The organism is Aeromonas sp. FDAARGOS 1403 (assembly GCF_019047325.1).
Taxonomy (GTDB): Bacteria; Pseudomonadota; Gammaproteobacteria; order Enterobacterales; family Aeromonadaceae; genus Aeromonas; species Aeromonas dhakensis.
On the sequence record NZ_CP077249.1, the window covers coordinates 1,958,823 to 1,985,159 of the forward strand.

Sequence of the window (26,337 nt, forward strand, 5' to 3'; positions counted from 1 at the left end):
TTGCTGGCATTAAATAACAGCGCCTAAATGTCGGCTTGAACAAGTATGTCAACGCTGTATGGCAGGTCAGCATGATTTGGTAAAAATTGGGCGCTCAAACTGCTGATGCCAAGGTGTTGGTGAGGGTTGCCATTCATTGGATTACCCGCTAGCTGGCCTGCCTTGCTCACCACCTTAGCAGAGCAAAGTCGGCAGGGCTTGGGTGGCGTTCCCTCTGGGGTCATCAACCAGGCCAGCAGGGGAGGGGAAAATAGAATGTTTATGAGAAACAGACTTGGTGACTGACCAAAAATATTGATGGCGAGCTTTCGATGTATTTTATCAAGATTGTTTTCATTGGTTCATAGTTTGGCGGGATATTTCGCAGGGGGCATGATGAGTGGGGGGGATGATGGTTGGAATTAAAGAAATGTGCTGCTTGGTTGAGAAGATATATCCCGCCGCATGGCCAGCTATAGTGAGTAGCTTGTGGTAAAAGTCTTGGACAGAATTTTTAAAATAAATACCGATATTGAGTTCATTTCTACATGTAACGGTATCGCGGGCGCTGACTATCAGCGGGCAACGGCCTCAAGCGGCAGCAATGGGGTTTTGCGCTGTTCTGGCTCTATGGCCTGTGCCAGCCAGTCCCAGTCGAGCAGGGGGGTGTCTGCCTTGAAACGCTGATAGGCGAGACCCTTGTCGACGGTCAGAAACAGGGTGGTCGGCAAACCGATGCGGTTGATATAACGCACCATCACCTCACCCCGGTAGCTGGTCAGCCGCTGTTGCAATTGCTGCAGGTTCAATCCTTTCGCCTGCCCTGCTTCATCCCAGATCTCAAACATGGTCATGTCCTTGAACGATATGGCAATACTGTTTCCAAAAGCGGGCCCACAGGCAATTGTCAGATCTGACAGTGTCAAATGAATAGATGCATGAAAAGCGAAAACCCGGCACTAGGCCGGGTTTTCTTGAATGATGGTGGAGGGAGAAGGATTCGAACCTTCGAAGGCAGAGCCGTCAGATTTACAGTCTGATCCCTTTGGCCGCTCGGGAACCCCTCCACAGGGGTACTACACAAATTGTTCAGGAAGATGGTGGAGGGAGAAGGATTCGAACCTTCGAAGGCAGAGCCGTCAGATTTACAGTCTGATCCCTTTGGCCGCTCGGGAACCCCTCCACGGGGTATTTTCCTGATTGTTGCACTTGAATGGTGGAGGGAGAAGGATTCGAACCTTCGAAGGCAGAGCCGTCAGATTTACAGTCTGATCCCTTTGGCCGCTCGGGAACCCCTCCCCAAGTGCGAGGCGCATACTATCAGATCTTCGCTCTTTGTGAACCCCTTGCGGGCATATCTGGCGACAAAAAAGTATCATTCGGTCATTTTTTGATATTTGTCGCTCATTTTTCACGCTTATCAACGACTTCCCTGCTGCTGTCTGGCATTGATCACGATGGTGGCGAGGCGAGGTGTCGCACCAGCCGGTTGCCATCAGGCAGCGTTTTATACTGAAAAATTCACCTTATTTTGTAAGTGTGATGGCTGACCGCTTCACTGATGGACATTGCTGCTGCCGCATTTTACTCTCGCCATGTTATTCAACTGTTAACATGGATTGTGGACTTCTCCTATGCAGGCTCTCGATATCGCCGTGTTGCGCGGCCAGTTCCCCGCTCTCAATCAGCTGGTTGAAGGCAAAACCCCCGTTTTTTTTGACGGCCCCGGCGGGGCCCAGGTACCACACGCCGTGCTCACGGCCATGACAGATTACCTCGGCCGCTTCAACGCCAATCTGGGCGGCCCCTTTTTCTCGGCCAGGGCGACCGAGCAGCAGGCCCTGCGGGCCAGGCTGGCGGTGGCGGCCTTGCTGGGGGCGGAGCAGGCTGAAGAGATAGTGTTCGGCGCCAACTTCACCACCCTGACCTTTGCGCTGAGTCGTGCCTTGGCCAGAGAGTGGCAGGGGGGGGACGAGATCATCGTCAGCGCGCTCGATCACTACTCCAACGTCTCCAGCTGGCAGCAAGCGGCAGCGGATCGCGGCGTGGTAGTGCATCAGGCAAGAGTCGATGTGACGACCGGGGGGTTGGACTATGCGCATCTGTTCAGCCTGCTCGGGCCCAAAACCCGGCTGGTGGCGGTGACGGCGGCCTCCAACACCACGGGTACTCTGGTCGATATTCCGCGTATCGCCGATGCGGTGCACGGGGTGGGTGCCCTGCTCTACGTAGATGCGGTGCACTTTGCGCCCCACGAGCGCATCGACGTGCAGGCCTGGGATTGCGACTTCCTCGGTTGCTCCGCCTACAAGTTTTTCGGCCCGCACCTCGGCATCCTCTTCGGCAAGCATCGCCACCTGGCGCATTTCACCCCCTACAAGGTTGAACCGGCCAAAGATGTGGCGCCCTACAAGTGGGAAACCGGTACCCAGAGCTGGGAGGCGCTGGCCGGAGTAGAAGCGACCGTAGAGTATCTGGCCTCCTTGTCCGGGCTGGACGGCGCCGAGCATGAGCTGGAAGCTCGCCTCGATCTGGCATTTGCCCGCAGCCAGGCCCATGAGCGGCAGCTCAGCGAGCATCTGCTGGCCAGGCTGGCCGAGCGCCCCTGGTTCACCCTGCACGGCATTCAGGGCAGCAAGGGGCGTACTCCTACCTTCGCCCTCACTTCAAGCCGTCATGGCCCAGCCGAGATGGCCGAGTTTCTGGGGCAGCATCAGGTGTGCAGCTGGGCCGGCCACTTCTATGCGCTGGCGCTGGTGGAGCAGCTGGGGGTGAGCGACGGTGTGCTGCGAATAGGTTGCATGCACTACAACACCTCGGCGGAGATTGATCGCCTGTTCGACCTGCTCGACGACATGCCGCATTGAAACAACACAGCCCGGTCAGACCGGGCTGTGTCACCTCATCTGTCTGCTAGCGTCCCACGATGGCGTGATGGATATCCTGCAGCGGCAGGACATGGCGGGCGGCGCCGAGCTTGATGGCCTCCTTGGGCATGCCGAAGACCACGCAAGAGGCCTCATCCTGGGCAAATGTATTGGCACCTGCCTCCAGCATCTCGCGCAGCCCGCGCGCACCGTCATCTCCCATCCCGGTCATGATGATGCCAGTGGCATTGCTGCCGGCAAACTTGGCCACCGAGCGAAACAGCACGTCCACCGAAGGACGGTGGCGGTTGATGAGGGGGCCGTCCATCACGTCGACGTGATAGTAGGCGCCGCTGCGCTTGAGCAGCATGTGCTTGCCGCCGGGGGCGATGAGCGCGAGCCCGGGGATCACCCGATCATTGCTCCTGGCCTCCCGCACCTCTATCTGGCACAGGTTGTTGAGCCGCTCGGCAAAGGAGGCGGTGAACTTCTCCGGCATGTGCTGCACGATGACGATGCCGGGGCAGACCCGGGGCAGGGTAGTCAGCACGGCCTCCAGTGCCTGGGTGCCGCCGGTGGAGGTGCCGATCGCCACGATCCGCTCCGTGGTCTGGGCCATGGCATGCTGGCTGGCCGGCGCCATGATGGCGTCGGCATTGAGCTTGGGGGCGACCGTGGTGGACTGGGTTCTGACTTGGCGTCTGACATTGGCCTGGGCAGCGGCGCGCACCGCCATGGCCAGCTCTTGCGCCGACTCCTGCAGAAAGCTTTTCAGACCGACCGTGGGCTTGGTGATGATGTCGACGGCGCCGGCGGCCATCGCCTGCAGCGTGGTTTCCGCCCCCTTCTCGGTCAGGGAGGAGCAGATCACCACTGGGGTGGGGTGCTCGGCCATGATCTTGGTGAGGAAGGTGATGCCATCCATACGTGGCATCTCCACGTCCAGCACGATCACGTCTGGCCACTCCTTCTTCAGTTTCTCTTGTGCAAACAGCGGGTCGGAGGCGGTGGCAATCACCTTGATATCGGGCTCCTGCTCGAGAATGGCCTGCAACACCTGCCTCACCACGGCGGAATCATCCACCAGCATGACTCTTATCTGTTTCATTCCCGTCCCCTTAGCGGTGTGGCAAGCGATGATGACGCACCCAGACATTGCCGTTGGCCAGCTCGAAAATCAGACTTCTGTGTCCCGCATGGCCAAGATGGTGGGCCTTGATGGTCAGGCCCAGGTGCTGGGTCAGCTGCCAGGCCGCCTTGATGTTCTTGATGGCCACATTCATGGTGTTGAGTGTTTGCTGTTCTATAAACATGTTGCCGCCGCCAAACAGCTTGACCTCGTATTCATGGATGGGGGCGGGGTGCTTGCCTATTTCGTGGATAAACAGCTGGATTGCCTCATCGGCATAACGACCGTCCAGACCCGGTGCGCTGTGGCCGCGGCTGGGCAGCATGTAATGGCACATGCCACCTCGCTTCTGCTCCGGATGCCACATGGTAATGGCCACGCAGGAGCCAAGATGGGTGCGGATGATGGCGTCATCCTGCCCAAAGAAGAACTCGCCCGGTTGCAGCATGACCTCTTTCATACTGAAAAACTCAAGGTTTCAAATAGATGGAAGGGGATACCAGTTGCAGGCCGTGGGGCAGGCCGTTCAGGCTCTCGGCGTGACTGACGATGAGATAGCCCCCTTTTCTCAGGCGCGGCACCAGCCGCTGCAGCACCTGTCCCTTGGTTTCCCGGTTGAAATAGATCATCACGTTGCGGATCAGGATGACGTCGAACAGCCCGATGTCAGGCAACTCCTGATTCAGGTTGATATGGTAAAACTGCACTTTCTCGCGCAGCTTGCGATCGATGATGAAGGTGCCTTCCTGAAAGCCGACGCCCTTCAGGCAGTACTTCATCAACAATGGCAGCGGGATGTTGTGGGCCCGTTCGATGGGATAGAGCCCCGTTCTCGCCTGTTCCAGCACCCGGGTCGAGATATCCGAGGCGATCACTTCCCAGTTACCCAGCTCCAGATGGTCGGCCAGGGTCATGGCCAGGCTGTAGGGCTCTTCGCCGGAAGAGCTGGCCGCGCTCCAGATCCGAACCATCCGCTCTTTTGGCAACTGGCGCAGCACCTTGTTACCGAGAAATTCGAAGTGCTTGGGTTCGCGAAAAAAGTAGGTCTCGTTGGTGGTGAGCAGATCGAGCGCAATCTGCAGTTCACTGCCGCGGTTGTGCATGATCAGGCTGAAATAGTCGCCATAGCTCTCCAGCTCATAGTAACAGAGCCGTTTTGACAATCGGCTGGCGACCAGGGCCTTCTTGGCCGGCGACAGATCGATCCCCGCCGTCTGGTGGATCCAGCGTTGAAACTGCGCAAATTCATCATCATGCAACTGGGTCTGATACACGGAAGGACTCCCGATACAAACGGGGGGCGGGTGAGTTCCACTCACCCGCATCCGGGTTAGAAGCGAACAAAGTCACCGTCATTGTGGGGCCGGGGCAGGTTGCCACTACCCTCTGTGGCACTGTTCTCGAGCATGAAGCGGCCGCGGGGGCCGGTACGGGTGGCAGCCACCTTCTGGCCGGCATTGAGCTTGTGCCGCTCCAGGGTGAAGAACTCCATCGCCAGTTGCAGCTGTTCGGCCTGGCTGCTCATCTCCTCGGCGGTGGCGGCCAGCTCTTCGCTGCAGGATGCGTTCTGCTGGGTCACCTGGCTCAACTGGTTCATGGCGATGTTGATCTGGCTGACGCCGGTTGACTGCTCGGCGGAAGCGGCACTGATCTCCTGCACCAGATCCGAGGTCTTGTTGATGGAGGGCACCATCTGATCGAGCAGGCGCCCCGCTTTCTCCGCCATGTCGACGCTGCTTGAGGCCAGCTCGCCAATCTCCTGGGCCGCTACCTGGCTGCGCTCCGCCAGCTTGCGTACCTCGGCAGCCACCACGGCGAAACCCTTGCCGTGATCGCCTGCCCGGGCCGCCTCGATGGCGGCGTTGAGGGCCAGCAGATTGGTCTGGTAGGCGATGTCATCTATGATGCCGATGCGCTTGGCAATCTGCTTCATGGCATCGACCGTGAGCTTGACCGCCTCGCCGCCTTCTACAGCCTCCTTTGCCGCCTTGCTGGCCATGCCATCGGTAACTTGGGCGTTGTCGGTGTTCTGGTTGATGCTGGCGCTCATCTGCTCGATGGAGGCGCTGGTCTCCTCCATGCTGGAAGCCTGCTCGCTGCTGGACTGGCTGATGGACTGGGCGGTGGCGCTGACCTGCTCGGCGGCGCTGGAGAGGTTGTCGGATGCCCCCAGCACCTCGGTGACAATGTTGGTGAGCGAGACGATGGTCTGGTTGAGGGAGTCCTTGGTCGTGCCGAATACACCGGGATAATCGGCCTCTATGTGCTGGGTCAGATCCCCGCGCGCCAGTGATTGAACCACCCTGATCACGTCGTTGAGACTGGTGTCGATCACCTCGGCGATACGGTTTATCCCCTCCCCAAGGTTCTGGAAGAAGCCGCTCTTGCCGGTGAGATCCATGCGGCGGTGCAGTTCGCCATTGATGACGGACTGGACGATTTCCGACATCTCCCGCTCGATGGCGACCTCCTTGGTGCGATCTGACCACTCGACCACGGAGCCCAGCCGCTCGCCATCGTCGCTGAATACCGGGTTGGCGATGAGGGCGAAAGTGCGTCCCCCCAGCATGATCTGGGTACGATAGGTGTTGTTCAGCTTGGCCAGCATGCTGCGTTGATGGCCCGGATTCTTGTGAAAGCTGTCGATGTTGGCGCCCATCAGGTTGGCCGAGTTGAAGTGGTGCAGCTCCTTGCGGATGTCGGTTTCGGCCTGGCCCAGCATTTCCCTGACCGCTTCGTTCATGTAGATGATGTTGAGGTCGGTATCGGCAATCATCACGTTGGTGCTGGCCCCGTCGAGCGCCTTCTTGACTCGCAGACTTTCGGCGGCCGCCTGCTTGGCGGCGGCATTGGCGGCTTTCACTTCATTCTCGATGGCGATCTCCTTGGTACGGTCGGCCCACTCCACCACGGAGCCGAGCCGCTCGCCACCGTCATTGAAAACGGGGTTGGCGATCAGGGAGAAGGTGCGGCCTCCGACCGTGATCTGGGTGCGGTAGGTCTTGTCCAGCTTGGCCAGCATGTTGCGCTGGTGGGAGGGTTCCTTGTGGAAAGTATCGATGTTCTTGCCCATCAGGTGCCTGACGTCGAAGCTCGGCAGATCCTTGCGAATATCCGACTCTGCCAGTCCCAGCATGGCCAGCACGGCTTCATTCATGTAGACGATGTTCAAATTGGTATCGGCGATCATCACATTGGTCGAGGCACCATCCAGCGCCTTGCGCACTCGCAGGTTTTCTTCGTAGAGCGCCTGGTTGGCCTCGCGGGCGGCGAGCGCACTGCCAAGGCGATCTCCCAGCAGCCCCAGTACGGCATTGAACTCCTGGCAGAGCTCCTTGAGAGGGCCGGTGAGTGTGTCCAGCTCTAGCTGGGCGGACTGTTTGCCTTGCTGGATCCCCTGAGCCAGGGTGCGGGTTGCACCAGTCAACTGGCGCAGTTGTTCCTGCAGCAAGGCATGAGCATTGCCGTTGCCAAACAGATTGCCAAAGAGTGATTGAGTCATGGGCCTTATCCTTGTGCGACATGTCATTGCTGTGTGGTGGAGCGAAACGCGGATTTATGTTGTTGTCATGGCGTTTGTGGTTTTTGTTCCAGCAGCCGTTCCTGCTGCTGGGTCAGTTCGCTGAGCTGGGCCATCTCGTCGATGGAGAGCACCTTCTCGGTATTGATGAGAATGACGAACTTGCCGTTGACCTTGCCCATGCCGCTGATGAAGTCGGCCCGGATGCGGGCCCCGAAGCTTGGTGGCGGCTCAATCTCGTTGCAGGGGATGGTCAGTACCTCGGAGACGGAGTCCACCACCACGCCAATGTCCTGATTGCCGTGTTCCGGGTCGTCCGGGTGCACGTTCTCGATGATCACGATGCAGCTGCGGCGAGTGATGCTGGAGGGGGCATTGCCAAAACGGGCGTTGAGATCCACCACAGAGACGACGGCGCCCCTCAGGTTGATCACACCCCGGATAAAACTCGGCATCATGGGGATGGGGGTGATGTTGCCGTATTCGATGATCTCTTTGACCCCGAGAATGTTGATGGCAAACATCTCGCCGTTGATGAGAAAAGTCAGGTACTGGGCATCACCCTGATTGTCATGTACCAGCGTGCCGGGCTGGGCGACCACTTCGGTAGACATGCTCATGAGGCTCTCCGGTTAAAAGCGGACAAAATCGGTTTCGTCAACCTGCGGTTGCGCAGCCACATTGCCATGCAACTGGGGTTGGGCCGGCATCACAAACTTGCCTCTGGGAGGCACCCCCTTGTGCAGGTTTTCGACCTGTCTGGGTGAGCGGCCGCTGCCTTGCAGGGAGAAAAAGTCCATGGTCTGCTGCAGCTCGTTGGCCTGGGAGCTCATCTCTTCTGCAGTGGCGGCCAGTTCCTCGCTGCTGGCAGCATTTTGCTGGGTCACCTGATTGAGCTGGCTCATGGCCAGGCTTATCTGGTTGGCGGCGCTGGCCTGCTCCCCGGAGGCGGCGTTGATCTCCTGCACCAGATCCGAGGTCTTGCGAATGGAGGGCACGATCTTGTCGAGCAGACTGCCCGCCTTCTCGGCGGTATCGACGCTGCTTGACGAGAGTTCGCCTATCTCCTGCGCCGCGATCTGGCTGCGTTCGGCCAGCTTGCGGACCTCGGCGGCGACCACAGCAAAGCCTTTGCCATGTTCACCGGCCCTGGCCGCCTCGATGGCGGCATTGAGCGCCAGCAGATTGGTCTGGTAGGCGATGTCGTCGATGATGCTGACCTTGCGGGCGATCTGCTGCATCGCGGCAACCGTCTGTTGTACCGAACGGCCCCCTTCGGTGGCCTCCAGTACGGCGCTGCTCGCCATGTTGTCGGTCACCTTGGCGTTGTCCGTGTTCTGATTGATGCTGGCGCTCATCTGTTCGATGGAGGCGCTGGTCTCTTCCACGCTGGCCGCTTGCTCACTGGTGGCCTGGCTGAGGGACTGGGCCGTGGTGCTGACCTGGTTGGAGGCGTTGGTCAGGTTGTCGGCGGCGTTGCGAACTTCCTCGATGATGGCGGTCAGCGCGGCGATGGTGCTGTTGAGGCCATCCTTGGTCTGACCGAAAATTCCCGGGTAGGGCTGCTCGATCTTCTGGGTGAGGTCACCCTGCGACAGGGCGGTGGCAATGCGCATCACGTCGTTGAGGCTGGTGTCGGTCACGTTGGAGAGACGATTGAGCAGTTCGGAGAGGCGCTTGATGTAACCCTGCCGTCCGTCCAGTTCAATCTTGTAGCTGAAATCCCCCTGTTCGACGGCGGCGGTCACCAGCGTTTCTATGTCGGTAATGAGGGACGTCAGCTTGTTGACCATGTTTTGCATGGCCAGCAACAGCTGGCCGGCTTCATCGTGGGCTCCGATGTCGATGGTGACGTCGAGATTGCCGTCCGCCAGGTGGTTGGCAACCTGCAGGGCCTGGTTGATGGGAGAGATGATGCTGCGAATGAGGACGATGCCAAACCAGGCTGCAGCCACCATGCCGGCGGCGACCACAGCCATCATGGTAAGCAGCATGACGTCATACCAGGCCTGGGCCTGTTCGTATTCTGATTTGGCAACGTCGAGCTGCAGGCTGACCAGCTCGGTTATCTTGCTGCCGATGGGGTCGATGGAGCTATATAGCTTGCCGTCAAACTCATTGAGCGTATCCGCAATGACACCATGCTGATTTGAGAGAAAGGCCTCCAGCCTGGTGATGTCTCGATCCGCGGTATTGAACAGGCTGTTGGCCTCGGCCGACAGCTTCTGTTCGGCTGCGGTCAGCTTGGTGGCCTGATAGTGTTGCCACTCCAGCTTGATCTGCTGCTGGGCATGCTGGATCTGCTGCAACGCCTCCTCGGCGCTGACGAGACCGGCATTGGCCTTGTTGACATTGTCTATGATGGCGACGGCGTAGTTGTCCGAGATGGTTTTGAGCTGCTTGAGCGGCACCACCCGGTCGTTGTAGACCCGTTGCAGCCCCTTGTTGCTGCTATGCATGTTGTAGAGCCCAAGCACACCTACGCCGAACAGCAGCACGCAGAGCAGACAGAGCAGAATGGTGAGTCGTAGTTTGATGGTGGAGTTTTTGAACATGTCAGGCTCCTGATGTTAATTGACTCTTGGTTGGGATTGCAGACGTGGAATGGCGTACTGGCTCAGTTGGCCCAGTTCCTGGTCGATGGCATGCTGGATCAGAGAGGGAATATCCAGAATGAGGGCTACCTCGCCGCCACCCAGAATGGTGGAGCCGCTGATCCCCTGCAGGCGCTGGAACAGCTTGCCGAGCGGCTTGATGACGGTCTGGAACTCCCCTAGCAGCTCGTCGACCACCAACCCTGACTTCTTGCCGCCATGGCTGACGACCACGATATTTTCCCGGCGGCCACGGGTTCCCTCGACATCGAAGTAGTGCTGCAGCCGGACAAATGGCAGCACTTCACCACGCAGATTTATGTAGTTGCGCCCCTGGGTATCGGCCAGCGCGCTCTGGGTCAGCTCCACGCACTCGATCACCATGTCGAGGGGAATGACGTAGTAAGTGGTACTGACGCGCACCAGAAAACCATCGATGATGGCCAGGGTCAGCGGCAGCCGGATCTGTACCCGGGTGCCGAGGCCGGGCTTGCTGTCCAGCTCGACGCTGCCACGCAGGGCCTGGATATTGCGTTTGACCACATCCATGCCCACCCCGCGTCCGGAGAGATTGGTGATGGCCTCCGCGGTGGAGAAGCCGGGCTCGAAGATGAGCTGGTAGATCTCCTGATCCGACAGGGTGGCATTGGCGGCTGCCAGCCCCCGCTCCTGCGCTTTTTGCAGGATCCTGGCTTTGTTGAGGCCGGCACCATCGTCCTGGATCTCGATGACGATGCTGCCGGAGTCGTGATAGGCGTTGAGGGTCAGGGTGCCCCGTGCTGGCTTGCCGGCCGCCAGCCGTTTCTCGGCCGCTTCTATGCCGTGATCCATGGCATTGCGCACCAGATGCATCAAGGGATCGCCGATCTTCTCCACCACAGACTTGTCCAGCTCGGTGTCGCCGCCGGTGATCACCAGCGCTATGTCCTTGTTCAGCTCGTGGCTGACATCCCGCACCACCCGCTGGAAGCGGTTGAAGGTATCGCCGATGGGCACCATGCGCAGGCGCAGGGCACCATCGCGGATCTCTTCGACCAGCATGGCAATGGTGGAATTGGCCTCCTGCAGCTGGCTGTCCCGTGAACGCTGGGCCAGCAGGTTGGCGCCGGAGCTGGCCACGACCAGTTCTCCCACCAGATTGATCAACTCATCCAGCTTGTCGGCGTGGACCCGGACATAACGTCCTTCCTTGTTCTTGTTCTCCTTGCTCTGATTCTGTTTCTTGAGCGCGGCGTCCACCACCACTTCGTTGACGGCACCCTGGGCGATCAGGATCTCCCCCAGCTTGTTGGTGTCGGCCTGCGGCTGCTCATGTTGGGCTTGCAGGCCGAGCGCAAGCTCGCTGGCCGTCAGTGCGCCTGTTTTGACCAGCAGTTGCCCCAGCATCTCGTTGTCTTCCGGCAGGGCGCTGATGAGCGCTATGTACTCGGCGATCTTGCTGTGGGGCGGCAAGATGCTGATGAGACAGTCATCTCGCACGAATTCGAACACGTCGCTCAGGGCACTCTTGTCGGCCTGGGAGTCCAGATCGATCTCGTAGCCGAGGTAACAGCTCTCCGGATCGAAGTATTCCCACTCCGGCAGGGCATGGTGAATGGTCTCGATGGCGCAGAGGGTGCCCATGGTACCGAGGTAGCGCAGGAAAGAGGTGGGATCCATGCCGTTGCGCAGCACGTCAGGACCAAAGCGCAGGGAAATGTGCCACAGGGAAGTAGCGCTGACATGACCCTCCTCCTTGCTGACCGGATCGGCATCGGCAGGCTGGGTCCGCTCCGGCAGCGTGGTCTGGTTGCCGCTTTGGTGACGGGCCAGATTGCGCCGCAGCAACTCATCCTGAGCCTGTTCATCCGCACCTAGGGCTTCCCCCTGTTCAGCCACCAGGCTGACGAGGCGTTCGATGTGATCCCGGCTCTCCAGCAGATCCTTGATGAGCGCTTCACTGATCGCCAGCTGCTGGTTGCGCACCTGATCGAGCAGGTCCTCGACGATGTGAGTGAAACTGACGATGGGTTGCAGGCCGAACAGGCCGGCGGAACCCTTGATGGTGTGCGCCGCCCGGAAGATGGCACCGATGAGCTCGCCATTGTCCGGGTCGTTCTCCAGGGTCAGCAGCGCGGACTCCATCTCCTCCAGCAGCTCGCGCGCCTCGGCGATATAGGTTTGCAGGGCCTGATCAAGATTGATGCTCACGAATGACTCCTTGTCCGCAGAACCGGTTAGGCGTGATCGGCGTGGGGAATGAGGGTGGGATCACCGAAGAAGGCCGCCAGCTGGCACAGCTCAAGGGCATCTAGCACGGCATGGCTGTGCATGACCAGATGCAGCGGATAGCCTCCCTGCTGCGCCGTCTTCTTGGCCGCCAGCAGCAGCTGCAAACCGGCGCTGTCCATTTCGCTGACCTGGGAGAGATCCAGTTCCAGCTCCTGCTGGCGATAGAGCAGGGGTGTGAGCGCCTGTTTCAGCTCGGCCGCCGTGTAGATGGTCATCTCGCCCGAGATGGTCACGACACACTTGTGCTCACCCGTTTCGATATGCAGCGGCATGAACGCCTCCCGACTCAGGGCATGATGAGCTTGGCCACGGCTGCCAGCATCTGGTCTGGCTGGAACGGCTTGACCACCCAGGCCTTGGCTCCCGCCGCCTGCCCCTCCTGCTTCTTGCTGTCCTGGGACTCTGTCGTCAGCATGATCACCGGAGTGAACTTGTAGCTGGCCAGCTTCTTGGCCTCCTTGACGAAACTGATGCCGTCCATGTTCGGCATGTTGACGTCACTGATGATGAGGTTGATCTTCTTGCCGTCGAGCTTTTTGAGGGCATCCTTGCCGTCACTGGCCTCCATCACCTCGTAACCGGCTCCCTTGAGCGTCATGCCGACGACCTGGCGTATGGTGGCCGAGTCATCCACGATCAGGACTGTTTTGGGCATATCTCTCTCCTAGAAAAAAGTGACATCAGCATTGCTGGATGGGGTTGCCGCCTGGTGCTGGCGACCATGATGAATGTTGCGTTGTTCATCGGTGGCGTATGAGAGCTCCATGTCCGCCAACCAGCTCTCCGCATCGATCCTAATGGGGCCTGACTGGTGTGTTCTGTTGCGTGACGAGACCAGGTGGTCGTTGAGGCTGTCCATGTTTTGACGCACATGGCTGAGGATTTGACTGACCCTATCTTGGAACTGTAACGAAACGATGACATCGGAGATCTCGCGATGGATCCCGCTGCTCTCGCTCTGCAGCAGGGCTGCGGATTCTGCCAGGCTGGTGGTGGCCATCCGAAAGCGTTCCAGTACCTGCTCGATGGCGTGCTCGGCATCGCTGACGGCAACCTGGTCGCGCCCGGCAGCGCTCTCGGCAATCTGGAAGGCGCGGCCGATACCGGCATTGATGGTGTCGACCTTGTCGGTCATCTTCTGGGCGGTCTCGCTGGAGAGGCGCGACAGGGTGCGCACCTCGTCAGCCACCACGGCGAAACCACGACCAGCCTCACCGGCCCGGGCCGCTTCGATGGCGGCGTTGAGGGCCAGCAGGTTGGTCTGGGAGGCTATCTTGGCCACGTCGAGCGCCATGGTGTTGAGCTCTATGGTGTAGGCGGTGAGCGTCTTGATCTCAGCCAGCATGGCATCGCGGTTGGCCTGGGTGGAGTGCATGATGGTAATGACCTGATTGAGCTGGGCCTGACTCTGGGCCAGCACAGCGGCCATGCCGGCCGATTTTTCACCACCCAGATCACCGGCGGCATTGTGGGAGGCGGCGACCGCCTCTTCCAGTTTGGTGGTCAGGCCGGCGAAGCGCTGGGTGAGGTCGATCATGGCTCCTTCGGTTTGCTGGCGAGAGTTTTCAATTTGTTGCGACCAGATAGGCACCGCTTTTTCACATACCTGCTCGAGCCCGATGATGGAGTGGTTGAGTCCGTTATCGGCAAATGGATGGGTCTGCTTCGCCTCACTCTCTTTGTCGGCGGGTTTGGCGTGGTAGTGGCGGGCGCTCCAGAGTGTGGCGGCCAGTGCAGCCGCCAGGTTGGCCAGCAGGTAAGGGATGGGGCTGCCCGCGAGCAGCAACAGCAGGGTGCTGAACAGGCCCAGGCCAAGGCCGCAAGCCCAGCTGACCGGCTCCCAGAAGGCTAAGGTGTGTGCCCGTGTGTTGTCTGTCATACGCAAACTCGCCCCTGCTCTTGAATGTGAAGAGGGTGAGCCGTCATTTCAGTCAGACCGAATGAGCCAAGCGCAACCCACTAATTATCAATAACTCAGTAAGGTTAGCGCAAAAAAATAGCCTGGTTACAAATTGCTCTTTCTTGCTTGGTGTTACTGAGAAAAATGGAATATGGAGGGGGCGTTTGGCGGCTTGCAGCCCCTTGCTGGCGGGGAATGGCGTATCTGCACAATAAGGAAGGAGGGGAGAACGAAAAAGAGCCTGCATATGGCAGGCTCTCGGCGTTGTGCGGGCGGCTTATGCCTCGTTGGCGTGGGCTTTTTGGCACCCTTCCACGGCATGGGCGATGAGTTCGAGCGCGCTCTTGTCGCACGGTGGCAGTTCGGCCTCGCACGCCTTGATGGGGGTAACGCGATTGCCCCATTTGATGATGGCGGCGCCCCAGGTCAGGCCGGCACCGAAGGCGGCGGTCAGCAGATAGCTGTTCGGCTGGACGCGGCCTTGCTCCAGTGCCTCGCACAGGGCGATGGGCACGGTGGCGGCGGAGGTGTTGCCATAGTGCTCGATGTTGACCATCACCTTCTCCATCGGCGCGTTCATGCGCTTGGCGAGGGTCTCGATGATGCGGATGTTGGCCTGGTGCGGCACGATCAGGTCGATCTGCTCCGGTGCGATGCCGGCCTGCGCCAGTACCGTGTTGGTGGCTTCGCCCATGCCGCGTACGGCCCGCTTGAAGATCTCCTGACCTTCGAAGTTGAAGGTGAAGAGGCCGTCGATGTCGGCAAAACGCACCCGGTCGGTGCCGAAGTTCGGCACGTGCAGGATCTCGCGCGCCTCGCTGTCACAGCCCAGCTTGTTGGCGATGAGACCGCTCTCCTGCTCGCTCGCCTCGATCACCACGGCGCCGGCGCCGTCGCCAAACAGCACGGCGGTATCGCGACGGGCCCAGTCCAGCAGATAGGTGAGTCGCTCGGCGCCGATCACCAGCACCTTCTTCATCATGCCGGTCTGTACCAGCGAGGTGGCGACCGAGAGGGAGTAGACGAAACCGGTGCAGGCGGCGTTGAGGTCGAACACGGCGGCATTGGTGGCGCCCAGCTTCTTCTGCACCGCGGAGGCGGCGCTCGGCAGCAGGTTGTCCGGCGTGGCGGTGGCCAGGATGATGCCGTCGAGGTCGCTGGCTTCCAGTCCGGCGCAGGCCAGCGCACGACGCCCGGCCAGGGTGGCCAGATCGGAGGTGCTGACGTGGGAGATGCGGCGAGCCTTGATGCCGGTGCGCGGGTAGATCCACTCATCCGACGTATCCATGATGGTGCTGAGGTCGTCGTTGGTCAGTACGGAGGGAGGCAGGCATTTGCCCCAGCCTGTGATATTGGCGTATTTCATCTTGTTACCGCTTCTCAAGTGGATCGCCCGCGGGCGGAAAATCGCGCAATTATGCCGCACGGGGCAACCACTGTCATCTTGTGGTCATGGTTATCTGGCTGCAGGGTCGCGTCAGGTTGCGGGGGCCGGCGGGAAATTTCGCTTAAACCACAGGGCTTGGCTGCCCTAAGATAGGGCTTTCGCCACTGGATGGAACCACCCCTTGCACAAAGCCAATCTCAACCTGCTGCCCACCCTCAAGGTGCTGCTGGAGACCCGCAACATCAGCCGGGCGGCGGAGCTGCTGCACCTGAGCCAGCCTTCCATCAGCAAGCAGCTTGGCCAGCTGCGCAGCGAGTTTGGCGACGAGCTGCTGGTGCGGGAGGGGCAGCGCTGGCTGCTGACGCCACGGGCCGAGGCGCTGGCCGCCCAGCTGGCGGACTCCCTCGGTGCGCTGGAGCGACTCTACGAGGCTCCCGGTTTTGACCCGAGTCGCTGCGAGCGGGTGTTCCGGCTCGCCTCCTCCGATTACGTGGCCCAACATATCCTGCCGGACATCTGCGCGGCGCTGGCCAGGGAGGCGCCGCTGGCGGCGCTGGAGTACAGCCTGTGGGACAAGCGCCTGCTGCCGCAACTGTGGCAATCCGAGCTGGACATGGTCTCCACCATCACCGAACTGGTGCCGGATCAGATCCGCGGCCTGCATCAGGGGGAAGACCGGCTGGTGGTGTTGATGGGCAGCCACCATCCGTTGGCGGGGCGCTCGCTGAGCCTGGATGACTACCTCGCCTGGCCCCATTTGCAGGTGAGCGGCGGGGGTGACAAGGACAGCCCGGTGGAACAGGTGTTGGCACCCCAGGGGCTGAGTCGGCGCTGGTTTGCCCGGGTACCTTTTTTTCAGGCGGCGGTAGAGGTGTTGCTGCGCACCGACTGCCTGTTGACCACCCCGGCTCACATCGCCTGGCAGCTCTCCTGCGAGCACGCCCTGCACTTTTGTGATCTGCCGTTTGTCAGCCGCACCCAGCAGTATCATCTGCTGTGGCACCAGCGCCACCATCAGGATCCGGCCCACAAGTGGTTTCGCGAACTGGCCTATCCCTTCCTGCGCGAGCACCTGCAGCGCACGGTGGCGGCGAGCCGCAAGGTGTTGAACCCGCCCCGCTAGCAACAGACGCTTGTGTTGGCCTATAGCCATTGGCTATGGGTTCTATTCCCAACTTTCACTTCTGGCATAACCAGGGGCCCTTTACCCTGAGCGCAGACATTCATATTCCGCTTGAGACAAGGAACACCATGGAATTGACGAGTTGGCTGGCACTGGCCGCAATCTGCGTGATGGGCGCCATCAGCCCGGGGCCGAGCCTGGCGCTGATTATCCGCAACACGGTGCAGGGAGGGCAGGGGCACGGTGTGGCCACCGCCCTTGGCCACGGCCTCGGAGTCGGCATCTATGCGCTGATCACGGCTTTGGGCCTCGCCATCCTGATCACCCAGACCCCGCTGCTGTTTGATGTTATCCGTTACGGCGGCGCCGCGTTTCTCGCCTGGCTCGGGGTCAAGGCGTTGCTGGCCAAACCCGCCAAGGGGGAGGCGAGTGAAGAGGTGCATCAGCTGCGCGGTCGGCAAGGCGCCTTTGAAGGCTTTATGGTGGCCTTTCTCAACCCCCAGCTCGCGGTCTTCTTCATCGCCCTGTTCAGCCAGTTTGTGCATGCCGATACCGGCTGGCGCGAGGGGGGCATCATGATGCTGACCGCCGGCGGGATCGACGCCGTCTGGTATGTGCTGGTGGCGCTGGTGCTCTCTCGTGGTCCCGTGCTGGCCTGGCTCAAGGCCAAGTCCTTCGTCATCGACAAGGTGAGCGGTCTGGTGCTGCTGGGGCTGGCCTTGAAGGTGGTGCTCTGATCCAATCCTGTATTTTGCGGTGATCTTAAGCGGGATCAAGGCAGGGAGGGGGGCAATGCCCTAGAGTGGCGCCCATTTGCTGTCCGCCCTGATCCCGAGACCATGCACCAGAACAAGCACCCGTTAAGCCACCACAACCGGTTGGAGCTGCTGGCTCCGGCCAAGAACCTCGCCTACGGCATCGAAGCCATCAACCACGGCGCCGATGCCGTCTACATGGGCGGCCCCGCCTTTGGCGCCCGCAGCGCGGCGGGCAACTCCATTGAGGATATCGAAGCGCTGGCGCGCCATGCCCATCGCTTCGGTGCCCAGGTCTTTGTCGCCTTCAACACCCTGCTGCACGATCACGAGCTGGAACAGGCCCGGCGGCTGACTCACCAGATCTACGAAGCCGGTGCCGATGCGCTGATCGTGCAGGATATGGGGCTGTTGGCGCTCGACTTGCCCCCCATCGCGCTGCACGCCAGTACCCAGACCGACAACCGCACCCCGGAGAAGGTGAAATTTCTGCAGGATGTGGGCTTCTCCCAGGTGGTGCTGGCGCGTGAGCTGTCCCTTGCGCAGATCCGCGAGATAAGCGCCACGACCAATGTGCAGCTGGAGTTCTTTATCCACGGCGCGCTCTGCGTCTCCTACAGCGGTCAGTGCAACATCAGCCATGCCCGCACCGGCCGCAGCGCCAACCGCGGCGAATGTGCCCAGCTCTGCCGCCTGCCCTGCTCGTTGCAAAAGCCGGACGGTGAAGTGCTAGTGGCCGACAGCCACCTGCTCTCCCTCAAGGACATGGATCAGACCGACAACCTGGAGGCGCTGATCGAGGCGGGGATCCGCTCCTTCAAGATTGAAGGGCGTCTCAAGGGGCTCGATTACGTCAAGAACGTCACCGCCTGGTATCGCCAGAAGCTCGACGCCATTCTGGAGCACCGCAGCGATCTGGTTGCCTCCTCGGCCGGCCGTTGCAGCTACAGCTTCACACCGGATCCGAAAAAGAGCTTCAACCGCGGCAGCACTGACTACTTCCTCCATGGCCGCCAGCCCGGTATCGACTCCACCAGGAGCCCGAAATACGTGGGCGAGCCGCTGGGCCGGGTCACCAGAGTCAACAAGGATGGCATCGAGATCGACGGCAAGCAGGTCACCCTCAACAACGGCGATGGCCTTGGCTTCTTCAAGCAGAACAACGAGCTGGTGGGGATGCGCCTCAACAAGGTGGAAGGTAAGCAGTTACTCCTGTCAGAGCGCATGCCGGGCTTGAAGGTAGGCACGGAAATCTACCGCAACCACGATCAGGCGTTCAGCAAGATGCTGGAGAAGACCAGCGCCGATCGCCGCATCCGGGTCGATATGGTGCTTGCTGAGTGCGATGAGGGCTTGCGCCTTACGCTTACCGACGAGCAGGGCATCAGTGCCGCCGTCGCACTCCCCTGCGACAAGCTGCCTGCCGACAACCCGGAGCGGGCACTGCAACAGGCGCGCGATCAGCTCGGCAAACTCGGCAATACCCTGTTCGTGGCGCGCAAGGTTGAGTTGGCGTTTACTCACCCGCTATTCATTGCCGCATCCATGCTCAACGGTTTGCGCCGGGATGGCATCGCCGCGCTGGAGGCTGCCCGTCTGGCCGGCTACCAGCGCCCCGAGCGGCGCATCGCCCTGCGGGATATCCATTATCCCCAGCACCGTCTCTCCTACCTTGGCAACGTGCTGAACAGCGCGGCCGAGCAGTTCTTCCGCGAGCACGGGGTGGAGCGCATCGCCCCCGCCTATGAGGCGAACAAGGAGGAGCGGGAAGTGGTGCTGATGATCACCAAACACTGTATCCGTTACAGCCAGAACCTCTGCCCGAACGAGGTGCCGGGCCTCAAGGCAGAGCCGTTGGAGCTTAAGATGGGCAAGGAGACCTTCCGCCTGCGCTTTGACTGTCACCGCTGTGAAATGCACGTGATGGGGAGTTTGAAACGCTGAGGAGCACGATGCCGCTAGGTTCCATGCACATGGCTGGGGTTGTGTGACCCGTTTTGCCTTGAGTTATCATCCTGTGCCAGGGATCCCCAGCAAGCTGCAAGGAAGGACCTATGCTCGCACTCTCCATCGTGGCGCCCCATGGCGCCAATATTGCTTCGGGCAAGAAGACGCTCGAGGTTCGCTCGTGGTTGCCTCCCTCACTGCCCATTCGCGACCTGCTGATCGTTGAAAATGGCCGATACCTCAGCGCCGATCATCCTGTGGATCCGGCCGGTCGAGCGGTCGCCCTGGTTGATATCGAGGAGGCCCATGAGTGGCAACCCGATGAGGTGTTGGCCGCCTGCTCCGGGGGCTGGGAGCCGGGTTACTTTGCGTGGCGGCTGTCCAACGTGCGTCCTGTGGTCGATGGGCCCGTGGTGCCGGCGCAGAGGAAGTTGTATGAGGTAGACGGCTCGGGCGTTCTGGGCGCACATTGCGGCTAAGACAGGGCTGGGCAGAGGAACAGGCATCGGCTTGTGGGTTGATACCCATGGAGAGTGTTATCGGAGGTGGTGAGGTGGCCGCACAGCCCCTTCGATACTGCACAGAGCAAGCTTGGTGCGAGCAGCATGTACAGGGATGGCGCCCCTGCTGGATTGCCGGTGTGGGGAGGTGCCTTCAAGATTTTCAATTATTGGAATTTATTCAGAAACGCCTCTAATGCCTCTCCTGGGTTCTCTTTTTCAGATGAGATCATGCTGATCCCCCATTGCTCAAGGACGGCCTCTTGTACCGGATTCGACCTGGCCGAGAAAATATACGATTTCGGCTGGGCATCACCCGCCCGGTTGGCTTTCCATAATTTGGAAAGTTTGTAAAATAAAAGCCGCAGGTTGATATCGGCCAAACTATACCCGATAAACAGCACTGATTTACCCAGCACATCCGAACGCAGTTTTATATCCAGTGGTGTTTCGAATTCAAGCCGCTCAAAATAGCTGGTCTCATCAATGACAATGGACTTGTCATCATCAAAATCACCATGGAATTTTACAACTTGTACCTTGTCACTTTTGATCCTGGTAAAGTCTGATACCGATGCGATTTTGGTAAATGGCTTGCCATAATATGCAAGGGCATGCTCTATCCAGCGGTCATAGTTGGTGGTGTATATTATCGGAAAGTTAGCTTTGGCAATGTATTCATGGACTTTGGATGTTGAAATATCAATGTCAGGTGAATGCCAAACTCTGTCCATCCAGCTTCTTAAAGGGCCTATGCTGCCTTTTTGTAATCGATAATATTCTGCCAGCGCATAGTGGTCGCCAAAAGATTTATATATTTCAGGCTCATAGCCGAGATCCTTGGCGATCTTGTCGAGCAGGGTTGACCATGATGGAAGACCAAGGTTCATCGATACCCCGGCCCCTACAAAAAGAATGACGTTGCCCTGTCTAAAGGCAGATAGTAGCTGCTCCATATTTAATCTCTCCTTAATAAATATGGTTCTGCCACTATACTCGGGTTAGAAAAATCGATGAAATCGTAAATCTGCAGTGGATATTGTTTTATGATAGATAGTGTCTATGGTTTACAGGTATTGCATTATCTTTCACTGATATTCTCCAGTTGCAGCAACGCCTTTTTAATCTCCAGTCCCCCCGCATAGCCGGTCAGGCTGCCGTTCTGGCCGATCACCCGATGGCACGGAATGATGATCGAGAGCGGGTTGCGGCCGTTGGCGGCGCCCACCGCCCGCACCGCATTGGGCTTGCCGATGGCGCGGGCGATGTCGCCGTAACTGCGGGTCTCGCCGTAGGGGATGTCGCACAGCGCCTGCCAGACTGCTTGCTGAAACGCCGTGCCTCTTGGTGCGAGCGGCAGGGTGAAGCGTTGCAGGCGGCCGGCAAAGTAGGCTTCAAATTGCGCGAGAAAAGGGGCCAGCGCCGTCTTGTCCTGTTGCCAGTCGCGCATGTCGGGCAGTGTGCGCAGTCCCGCCACAAAGTCCACGTGCAGCAGGCCGCGCTCGTCGATGGCCACCAGCAGATCGCCGCAGCGGCTGGGCAAGATGTCATAGCGGATCATGGAGTTGTCTCCTCTGCTTGGTTGTCGCTTGCTGCGCCGCCTTGTGTCGGCTCGGTCAGCAGTGCCGATTCGGTCAACAGTGCTGGCTGCTCGCTCATGGCATGCCACAGCCAGCTCGCCGCGTAGCCGCGCCAGGGTCGCCACCTTTCGCTGTGGGCCAATACCGCTTTCACCGGCAACTTGGTGCCGCCCCCCAGCGCTTTTTGCAGCACCAGATCCGAGGCGGGGAAGGCATCCGGATCCAGCCCGCAGCGCAGCCGCCAGTAAGCCACCGTCCAGGGGCCGATGCCGGGTAGCGCCAGCAGTTGTTCATCGCTGGCGCAGGTCAAGCTCAACTCGCCGCTGGCCAGCGCCTGTGCCAGCCCCTGCAGCGTTCGGATCCGGCTGCCGGGCATGCCGATACCGTCCAGGTTCAGCTCGCACAGCTGGGTGGGGGTGGGCAACTGCGCCACCCCGAATTGCACCTCGGTGCGTGCCACCAGCCGCCCGAGTATGGTGATGGCCCCCTTGACCGACACCTGCTGGCCGACGATGGCGCGCAGCATCACCTCGTACTCGTCCCAGCCGGCGGGCAGCCGAACCCCCGGCCAGCGTGCCTGCAGGCGCGCCAGCAGCGGATCCTGCCCGAGCCGCGCACCGATGCGCTGCATGTCGGCATCGAGATCCCACATCCGGCGCACCCGATACAGCAGATCAGGCAGCGCGGCGGGCGGCAGATCATGGACGCTGAGCTGCAGGCTGTGCCCCTTGCCCTGGCTGATGCGTACCCGTGCGAGCCGATCGCCGACCCGGTGCAGGCGTTCATACACCTCGCCATCTACCCGCTCCAGCCCCGGAATGGCGCGCAGCCGGTAGAACGCCAGCATGGCCGCCACGTCGTAAGGGGGGCGGTAGGGCAGTTGCAGCGTGAGCATCGCCCCCTCCTCGGTCTGTGGCGCAGACTGCGGCAGGGCGGCGTCGTCGCCGGTTGGCTCGCTCTGACGGCGCAGCGCCCGCGGTGCCAGCCCGTATGCCTGCTGCCAGGCGTCGTTGAAGCGGCGAATGCTGGCAAAGCCTGCCGCAAACGCGATGTCGGTGATGGGCAGCCGGGTTTCGGTCAACAGCCGCTTGGCGAGCAGCAGCCGGCGCGTCTGCTCCACTTGTTTCGGTGAGGCGCCGAGGTGCTGCTCGAACTGGCGGCGCAGCGTGCGCTCACTGATGCCGGCCTGTTCCGCCAGGATGGTGAGCGAGCGTTCCGCCAGCTCGCCGCGATCGATCCGGGCCAGCAGGCGTGCCAGCATCGGCGGCAGATCGCCGGGCGCAGCGGGCGCGAGCTCAGGCCGGCAGCGCAGGCAGGGGCGCAGGCCGTGCTGCTCCGCTGCGGCGGCGCTTTGGAAGTAGCGCACGTTGTGCTCGTGCGGTGGCCGCGCCGGACAGACAGGCCGGCAGTAGATGCCGGTGGAGAGCACGCCGGTAAAGAAGCGACCGTCGAAACGTGCATCGCGGGCCAGGCGGGCGGCATGGCACTGCTCGGCGCTGAGCGGCAGGCCTGACTCATCCTCTGGGGCCGGCGGCATCGTCATGACGTGATCTGTTGGCATCGGTGGCTCCTTGTGCCGAAAACGGGGTGGGCACGGCGGCCCGGATGAGTGAGAGACTAAGCAGGAACGAAGGCTATGACTAGCCAGAAACGGACAGCAATTGAAATAAAGCCGATGCCGTGTGCACGGTATGAAAAACAGATCGGTTTGAGGGGGCAAGTGTGCGAATCTGGGCTGACAACATCCAAGGAGGAGAGAGCCATGCCAGGACCCGCACGTGCCGGCGCCCTGATCTACGCCAGGGATCCCGGCCTGCTGAGCCACTTTTATCGCACCCTGCTGCAGATGGAGATCCGCAGCCAGAGTGACGAGCTGATCGTGCAAGAAAACGCCGACATCCAGCTGTTGCTGCACGCGATCCCCGCTCCCTATGCTGAGCAGGTGGTGATCACCACGCCGCCGCAGCTGCGCGAGCAGGGCGCTATCAAGCTGTTTTTCACCGTGCCTAGCCTCGCCTGGGCGGAGGCGAAAGCGGCCGATCTCGGTGGCGGCCTGCTGCCGCAGCAGTGGTCAGGCCCAGGCTTCGTGGTGCGCAATGCGTTTGACCCCGAGGGCAACATCTTGCAGCTGCGCGAGTTTATTGGCGTGCCGGACGGGCGCTGAGGCGCCACGCCGCCATGAAAAACGGGGCCGCGAGGCCCCGTTTGTTATCAGCTGGCGGGCGAGCCGGCCCCTTATTTCAGATAGCGCTGCTCGAGGTGTTTGCGCAGCCAGTGCGGATTCAGCGCCTCGCCAGTGGCGCGGCTGACCAGCTCGTCGGTGCTGTAGCGGCTGCCCTGGGACCAGATGTGGCGACCCAGCCAGGCGAAGATCTCCGGCAGGCGGCCCGCCGCGATCAGCTCGCCCATGCTGCCGAGCTCCCGCTCGAGCGCGAAGCGCAGCTGCGCCGCGTACATGGCGCCGAGCGTGTAGCTCGGGAAGTAGCCGAACGAGCCGTCGGTCCAGTGAATGTCCTGCATGCAGCCATTCTGGTAGTTACCCTGGGTGGAGAGCCCCAGCCACTGCTGCATCTTGGTGTCCCACAGCGCGGGGATGTCTGCCACCTCGATGCGCCCCTCGATAAGGTCGCGCTCCAGCTCGTAGCGCAGGATGACGTGGGCCGGGTAGGTCACCTCGTCCGCATCGACCCGGATAAAGCCGGGCTCGACCCGGTTGTAGAGCTTGGCCAGGTTTGCCGGTGCCAACGCCGCCTGCTCGCCGAAGTGGGCGCGAATGTGCGGCGCCAGCAGCGCCAGGAAGGCGGGATCATGGCCGAGCTGCATCTCGCAGAACAGGCTCTGGCTCTCGTGAATGCCCATGGAGCGCGCCTCGGCCACCGGCTGGCCCAGCAACTGGCGCGGCAAGCCTTGCTCGTAACGGGCGTGGCCGGTTTCGTGGACGATACCCATCAGGCTGGAGACGAACTCCTGCTCGTTGTAGCGGGTGGTGATGCGCACGTCGGTCGGCACCCCGCCGCAGAACGGGTGGCTGCTCACATCGAGCCGGCCATGGGCAAAATCGAAGCCGAGCAGCCCCATCACCTGCTGGCCGAGCGCCTGCTGGGCGGCGATGGGGAAGGGGCCTTGCGGGATCAGGATGGTTTCGCTCTTTTGCTGCTCACTCACTTGTTGGATGAGGGAGGGCAGCCAGCCGGTCAGATCGCCGAAGATCTCGTCGAGCCGGGCGCTGGTCATGCCCGGCTCATAGAGCGCCAGCATGGCATCGTAGGGGCGTACCCCCAGCGCGTCGGCACGCAGGCGAGCCACCTTGCGCGAGAGCGTCACCACCTCGGTGAGGTTGGGGGCAAAGCCCGCCCAGTCGTTCTCCTTGCGCTGGCGGCGCCAGGCGTGCTCGCACTTGCTGCCGGCGAGCGACAGCGCCTCCACGAGATCCCCGGGCAGCAGGCTTGCATCCTGCCAGTGGCGCTTGATTTCGCGCAGGTTGGCACGCTGGATCTCGTCCAGCGGCTCGCTCTCGGCCTTGGCAATCCAGTCGCCCAGTTCGGGGGCGGTGCGCTTGTGGTGGATCAGCAGTCCCAGTTCGGCCATGGCCTCGGCGCGGGCTTCGTTGCCCCCCTCCGGCATCATGGCGGCCTGATCCCAGCCACAGATGGCCGAGAGGTGGGAGAGCCGGTGCAGCTGCTGCTGATGTTGTTCAAGTTTCTGATATGACATGGGATTGTCCTTGTTATCGTCCCTGATGGCGTGCACCCCGTACCTGGCATGCTCGGGGCCGATCGATGCTAACACTGCCCTCGTGCGTTTTACCACCCTGGCTTAGGATGACTGACCAGATGACGGGCGCTGGCTAGCCGAGCCGCTTCTGGTGGCGTTCGCGGTTCTCCGCCTTCTTACGCTCGCTCTTGCGTAGCAGCACGTAGAGGGCACCACCGCCGCCGTGACGACGCTCGGCGCTGTGCATGGCCATCACCGCCGGCAGTTGCGGCAACCAGGCGCTGACATAGCTCTTCAGCAGGGCGCGCGGCGTGCTGCGCTCTCCCTTGCCGTGCAGGATCAGCAGGCAACGGATGTCGTGCAGCTCGCAATCCGCAATGAACTGCACCAGGCTCTGGCGCGCTTCGTTCAGGGTCTTCTGGTGCAGATCCAGGCTCGCCTGCAGCTCGTACTTGCCGAGCCGCAGCTTCTTGTAGACCCCCTCCTGCACCCCGTCGCGCTTGAAGCCGACGATGGCGTGGGGGTCGAGCATCTCGACCGCTTCCATGCTGAGGTGATCCAGGGCGAGTTGTTCGGCGGTGGCGGCCTGGCGCCGCGCCAGCTGGGCGTCGGTCGGGCTGCTGGCCGTCTGGAGGCGGACATGGTCGTTGCGAATGGGGCGCACATCGGCCACTTCATTACGAAACAGTGAGAGTTCGTCGTTTTGAGACACGGCAGGCTCCCCGCAGGTGGAATGAGCGGCCATTATAGCGGGCGGGGGCGGATCTGAAAGTGGCGGGCGCGGCAGTGGCGCGGGTCTGCTCAGACCCTGAGCAAAGGGGGAGGTGAGGGCGGGATCAGGCGATCGGGGATCGCCTGACGCAGGCTTATTGGCCCTCTTTCGGCGGCTTGGCGTTCATCACCTTGTAGATGAAATAAGCCGCGTAGGAACTGATCAGCAGGAAGGTACCGATAATCACCAACATGGACATCAGTCCCACGCTGTTGCCGAACATCAGGTTCATCCAAAAATCCATCTCGTGCACTCCTGTCATCCCATTGATGACAGGCATGATAGATACCTCTTTGGGA

The 26,337-nt window shown here is 60.9% G+C and carries 24 protein-coding genes and 3 tRNA genes; 6 read left to right on the top strand and 21 right to left on the bottom strand.

Features of this window, described 5'->3' with window-relative positions; all coding sequences use genetic code 11:
- Positions 1-554: 554 nt before the first annotated feature.
- The 4 genes from I6L33_RS09355 to I6L33_RS09370 all read right to left on the bottom strand — a co-directional run bounded on the left by I6L33_RS09355 (position 555) and on the right by I6L33_RS09370 (position 1,278).
- Positions 555-827, bottom strand: a complete 273-nt coding sequence (locus I6L33_RS09355; RefSeq protein ID WP_005303800.1) for a hypothetical protein — start codon at positions 825-827, stop codon at positions 555-557.
- Positions 828-961: 134 nt separating this feature from the next.
- A tRNA-Tyr gene (locus I6L33_RS09360) sits at positions 962-1,046 on the bottom strand.
- Positions 1,047-1,077: 31 nt separating this feature from the next.
- Positions 1,078-1,162 (bottom strand) — tRNA-Tyr (locus I6L33_RS09365).
- Positions 1,163-1,193: 31 nt separating this feature from the next.
- A tRNA-Tyr gene (locus tag I6L33_RS09370) sits at positions 1,194-1,278 on the bottom strand.
- 335 nt (positions 1,279-1,613) lie between these two features.
- Between I6L33_RS09370 and I6L33_RS09375 the strand changes: the two genes are divergently transcribed.
- The gene (locus I6L33_RS09375; RefSeq protein WP_216973951.1) at positions 1,614-2,846 is read left to right on the top strand and encodes a cysteine desulfurase-like protein; all 1,233 of its coding nucleotides are present in this window, start codon (positions 1,614-1,616) and stop codon (positions 2,844-2,846) included.
- A 46-nt stretch (positions 2,847-2,892) separates the two neighbouring features.
- On the opposite strand, the gene I6L33_RS09380 is transcribed toward I6L33_RS09375, so the two are convergent.
- The 11 genes from I6L33_RS09380 to I6L33_RS09430 all read right to left on the bottom strand — a co-directional run bounded on the left by I6L33_RS09380 (position 2,893) and on the right by I6L33_RS09430 (position 15,626).
- Positions 2,893-3,954, bottom strand: coding sequence for a chemotaxis response regulator protein-glutamate methylesterase (locus tag I6L33_RS09380; RefSeq protein WP_010634881.1), 1,062 nt, complete (start codon positions 3,952-3,954; stop codon positions 2,893-2,895).
- Positions 3,955-3,964: 10 nt separating this feature from the next.
- On the bottom strand, positions 3,965-4,435 hold the full coding sequence (gene cheD, locus I6L33_RS09385; protein ID WP_017779177.1) for a chemoreceptor glutamine deamidase CheD: 471 nt from the start codon (positions 4,433-4,435) through the stop codon (positions 3,965-3,967).
- A 10-nt stretch (positions 4,436-4,445) separates the two neighbouring features.
- The gene (locus I6L33_RS09390) at positions 4,446-5,249 is read right to left on the bottom strand and encodes a protein-glutamate O-methyltransferase CheR (RefSeq protein WP_017779178.1); all 804 of its coding nucleotides are present in this window, start codon (positions 5,247-5,249) and stop codon (positions 4,446-4,448) included.
- A 56-nt stretch (positions 5,250-5,305) separates the two neighbouring features.
- Entirely contained in the window at positions 5,306-7,477 is a 2,172-nt protein-coding gene (locus I6L33_RS09395) for a methyl-accepting chemotaxis protein (protein WP_216973952.1), read from the bottom strand.
- A gap of 65 nt (positions 7,478-7,542) precedes the next feature.
- Positions 7,543-8,115 carry a chemotaxis protein CheW gene (locus tag I6L33_RS09400; RefSeq protein WP_017763910.1) on the bottom strand — a complete coding sequence of 191 codons (573 nt, stop codon included), beginning with the start codon at positions 8,113-8,115 and terminating at the stop codon, positions 7,543-7,545.
- 12 nt (positions 8,116-8,127) lie between these two features.
- Positions 8,128-10,050, bottom strand: a complete 1,923-nt coding sequence (locus tag I6L33_RS09405) for a methyl-accepting chemotaxis protein (protein ID WP_216973953.1) — start codon at positions 10,048-10,050, stop codon at positions 8,128-8,130.
- A gap of 15 nt (positions 10,051-10,065) precedes the next feature.
- The gene (locus I6L33_RS09410; protein ID WP_216973954.1) at positions 10,066-12,279 is read right to left on the bottom strand and encodes a chemotaxis protein CheA; all 2,214 of its coding nucleotides are present in this window, start codon (positions 12,277-12,279) and stop codon (positions 10,066-10,068) included.
- 26 nt (positions 12,280-12,305) lie between these two features.
- Positions 12,306-12,632: an STAS domain-containing protein gene (locus tag I6L33_RS09415; protein ID WP_216973955.1), complete on the bottom strand. Its 327-nt coding sequence runs from the start codon at positions 12,630-12,632 to the stop codon at positions 12,306-12,308.
- A gap of 14 nt (positions 12,633-12,646) precedes the next feature.
- Positions 12,647-13,015, bottom strand: coding sequence for a response regulator (locus tag I6L33_RS09420; RefSeq protein ID WP_005303778.1), 369 nt, complete (start codon positions 13,013-13,015; stop codon positions 12,647-12,649).
- A gap of 9 nt (positions 13,016-13,024) precedes the next feature.
- Positions 13,025-14,239, bottom strand: a complete 1,215-nt coding sequence (locus tag I6L33_RS09425) for a methyl-accepting chemotaxis protein (RefSeq protein WP_126882470.1) — start codon at positions 14,237-14,239, stop codon at positions 13,025-13,027.
- Positions 14,240-14,537: 298 nt separating this feature from the next.
- Positions 14,538-15,626 carry a ketoacyl-ACP synthase III gene (locus tag I6L33_RS09430; protein ID WP_213342854.1) on the bottom strand — a complete coding sequence of 363 codons (1,089 nt, stop codon included), beginning with the start codon at positions 15,624-15,626 and terminating at the stop codon, positions 14,538-14,540.
- 202 nt (positions 15,627-15,828) lie between these two features.
- Between I6L33_RS09430 and I6L33_RS09435 the strand changes: the two genes are divergently transcribed.
- From I6L33_RS09435 to I6L33_RS09450, 4 genes are all read left to right on the top strand, one after another.
- A complete protein-coding gene (locus tag I6L33_RS09435) occupies positions 15,829-16,770 on the top strand; it encodes a LysR family transcriptional regulator (protein ID WP_017782062.1) in 942 nt (313 codons plus the stop codon).
- A gap of 128 nt (positions 16,771-16,898) precedes the next feature.
- Entirely contained in the window at positions 16,899-17,507 is a 609-nt protein-coding gene (locus I6L33_RS09440) for a LysE family translocator (RefSeq protein ID WP_010634872.1), read from the top strand.
- Positions 17,508-17,609: 102 nt separating this feature from the next.
- Positions 17,610-19,469 (top strand): U32 family peptidase, encoded by a 1,860-nt coding sequence (locus I6L33_RS09445; protein ID WP_216973956.1) that lies wholly within the window; start codon positions 17,610-17,612, stop codon positions 19,467-19,469.
- Between the two features lie 110 nt (positions 19,470-19,579).
- A complete protein-coding gene (locus tag I6L33_RS09450; RefSeq protein WP_017763918.1) occupies positions 19,580-19,951 on the top strand; it encodes an ASCH domain-containing protein in 372 nt (123 codons plus the stop codon).
- Between the two features lie 188 nt (positions 19,952-20,139).
- Here the strand turns inward: I6L33_RS09450 and I6L33_RS09455 are convergent, their stop codons facing one another.
- From I6L33_RS09455 to I6L33_RS09465, 3 genes are all read right to left on the bottom strand, one after another.
- Positions 20,140-20,928, bottom strand: coding sequence for an SIR2 family protein (locus tag I6L33_RS09455; protein WP_017779188.1), 789 nt, complete (start codon positions 20,926-20,928; stop codon positions 20,140-20,142).
- A gap of 125 nt (positions 20,929-21,053) precedes the next feature.
- On the bottom strand, positions 21,054-21,533 hold the full coding sequence (locus tag I6L33_RS09460; RefSeq protein WP_216973957.1) for a methylated-DNA--[protein]-cysteine S-methyltransferase: 480 nt from the start codon (positions 21,531-21,533) through the stop codon (positions 21,054-21,056).
- Complete coding sequence (locus I6L33_RS09465; RefSeq protein WP_216973958.1) at positions 21,530-23,113, bottom strand: AlkA N-terminal domain-containing protein; 1,584 nt, start codon at positions 23,111-23,113, stop codon at positions 21,530-21,532. Before I6L33_RS09465 ends, I6L33_RS09460 begins: the two co-directional genes overlap by 4 nt.
- A 201-nt stretch (positions 23,114-23,314) precedes the next feature.
- Here I6L33_RS09465 and I6L33_RS09470 point away from each other — a divergent pair, with 201 nt between their 5' ends.
- Positions 23,315-23,716, top strand: coding sequence for a VOC family protein (locus I6L33_RS09470; RefSeq protein ID WP_005303759.1), 402 nt, complete (start codon positions 23,315-23,317; stop codon positions 23,714-23,716).
- A 71-nt stretch (positions 23,717-23,787) separates the two neighbouring features.
- Here the strand turns inward: I6L33_RS09470 and I6L33_RS09475 are convergent, their stop codons facing one another.
- From I6L33_RS09475 to I6L33_RS09485, 3 genes are all read right to left on the bottom strand, one after another.
- Positions 23,788-25,266, bottom strand: a complete 1,479-nt coding sequence (locus I6L33_RS09475; RefSeq protein ID WP_216973959.1) for a carboxypeptidase M32 — start codon at positions 25,264-25,266, stop codon at positions 23,788-23,790.
- A gap of 133 nt (positions 25,267-25,399) precedes the next feature.
- Positions 25,400-25,978, bottom strand: a complete 579-nt coding sequence (gene smrA / locus I6L33_RS09480; protein WP_216973960.1) for a DNA endonuclease SmrA — start codon at positions 25,976-25,978, stop codon at positions 25,400-25,402.
- Between the two features lie 154 nt (positions 25,979-26,132).
- Positions 26,133-26,282 (bottom strand): DUF3149 domain-containing protein, encoded by a 150-nt coding sequence (locus I6L33_RS09485; RefSeq protein WP_010634864.1) that lies wholly within the window; start codon positions 26,280-26,282, stop codon positions 26,133-26,135.
- Positions 26,283-26,337 lie beyond the last annotated feature (55 nt).

What these genes read in the sequence shown, in the direction of transcription:
- cheD (WP_017779177.1), bottom strand. Translation starts at nt 4,435, where the DNA reads ATGAAAGAGGTCATGCTGCAACCGGGCGAGTTCTTCTTTGGGCAGGAT.
- I6L33_RS09455 (WP_017779188.1), bottom strand. Translation starts at nt 20,928, where the DNA reads ATGGAGCAGCTACTATCTGCCTTTAGACAGGGCAACGTCATTCTTTTT.
- I6L33_RS09420 (WP_005303778.1), bottom strand. Translation starts at nt 13,015, where the DNA reads ATGCCCAAAACAGTCCTGATCGTGGATGACTCGGCCACCATACGCCAG.
- I6L33_RS09485 (WP_010634864.1), bottom strand. Translation starts at nt 26,282, where the DNA reads ATGGATTTTTGGATGAACCTGATGTTCGGCAACAGCGTGGGACTGATG.
- I6L33_RS09430 (WP_213342854.1), bottom strand. Translation starts at nt 15,626, where the DNA reads ATGAAATACGCCAATATCACAGGCTGGGGCAAATGCCTGCCTCCCTCC.
- I6L33_RS09460 (WP_216973957.1), bottom strand. Translation starts at nt 21,533, where the DNA reads ATGATCCGCTATGACATCTTGCCCAGCCGCTGCGGCGATCTGCTGGTG.
- I6L33_RS09465 (WP_216973958.1), bottom strand. Translation starts at nt 23,113, where the DNA reads ATGCCAACAGATCACGTCATGACGATGCCGCCGGCCCCAGAGGATGAG.
- I6L33_RS09380 (WP_010634881.1), bottom strand. Translation starts at nt 3,954, where the DNA reads ATGAAACAGATAAGAGTCATGCTGGTGGATGATTCCGCCGTGGTGAGG.
- I6L33_RS09400 (WP_017763910.1), bottom strand. Translation starts at nt 8,115, where the DNA reads ATGAGCATGTCTACCGAAGTGGTCGCCCAGCCCGGCACGCTGGTACAT.
- I6L33_RS09440 (WP_010634872.1), top strand. Translation starts at nt 16,899, where the DNA reads ATGGAATTGACGAGTTGGCTGGCACTGGCCGCAATCTGCGTGATGGGC.
- I6L33_RS09395 (WP_216973952.1), bottom strand. Translation starts at nt 7,477, where the DNA reads ATGACTCAATCACTCTTTGGCAATCTGTTTGGCAACGGCAATGCTCAT.
- I6L33_RS09415 (WP_216973955.1), bottom strand. Translation starts at nt 12,632, where the DNA reads ATGCCGCTGCATATCGAAACGGGTGAGCACAAGTGTGTCGTGACCATC.
- I6L33_RS09470 (WP_005303759.1), top strand. Translation starts at nt 23,315, where the DNA reads ATGCCAGGACCCGCACGTGCCGGCGCCCTGATCTACGCCAGGGATCCC.
- I6L33_RS09445 (WP_216973956.1), top strand. Translation starts at nt 17,610, where the DNA reads ATGCACCAGAACAAGCACCCGTTAAGCCACCACAACCGGTTGGAGCTG.
- I6L33_RS09375 (WP_216973951.1), top strand. Translation starts at nt 1,614, where the DNA reads ATGCAGGCTCTCGATATCGCCGTGTTGCGCGGCCAGTTCCCCGCTCTC.
- I6L33_RS09475 (WP_216973959.1), bottom strand. Translation starts at nt 25,266, where the DNA reads ATGTCATATCAGAAACTTGAACAACATCAGCAGCAGCTGCACCGGCTC.
- I6L33_RS09405 (WP_216973953.1), bottom strand. Translation starts at nt 10,050, where the DNA reads ATGTTCAAAAACTCCACCATCAAACTACGACTCACCATTCTGCTCTGT.
- I6L33_RS09450 (WP_017763918.1), top strand. Translation starts at nt 19,580, where the DNA reads ATGCTCGCACTCTCCATCGTGGCGCCCCATGGCGCCAATATTGCTTCG.
- I6L33_RS09425 (WP_126882470.1), bottom strand. Translation starts at nt 14,239, where the DNA reads ATGACAGACAACACACGGGCACACACCTTAGCCTTCTGGGAGCCGGTC.
- I6L33_RS09355 (WP_005303800.1), bottom strand. Translation starts at nt 827, where the DNA reads ATGTTTGAGATCTGGGATGAAGCAGGGCAGGCGAAAGGATTGAACCTG.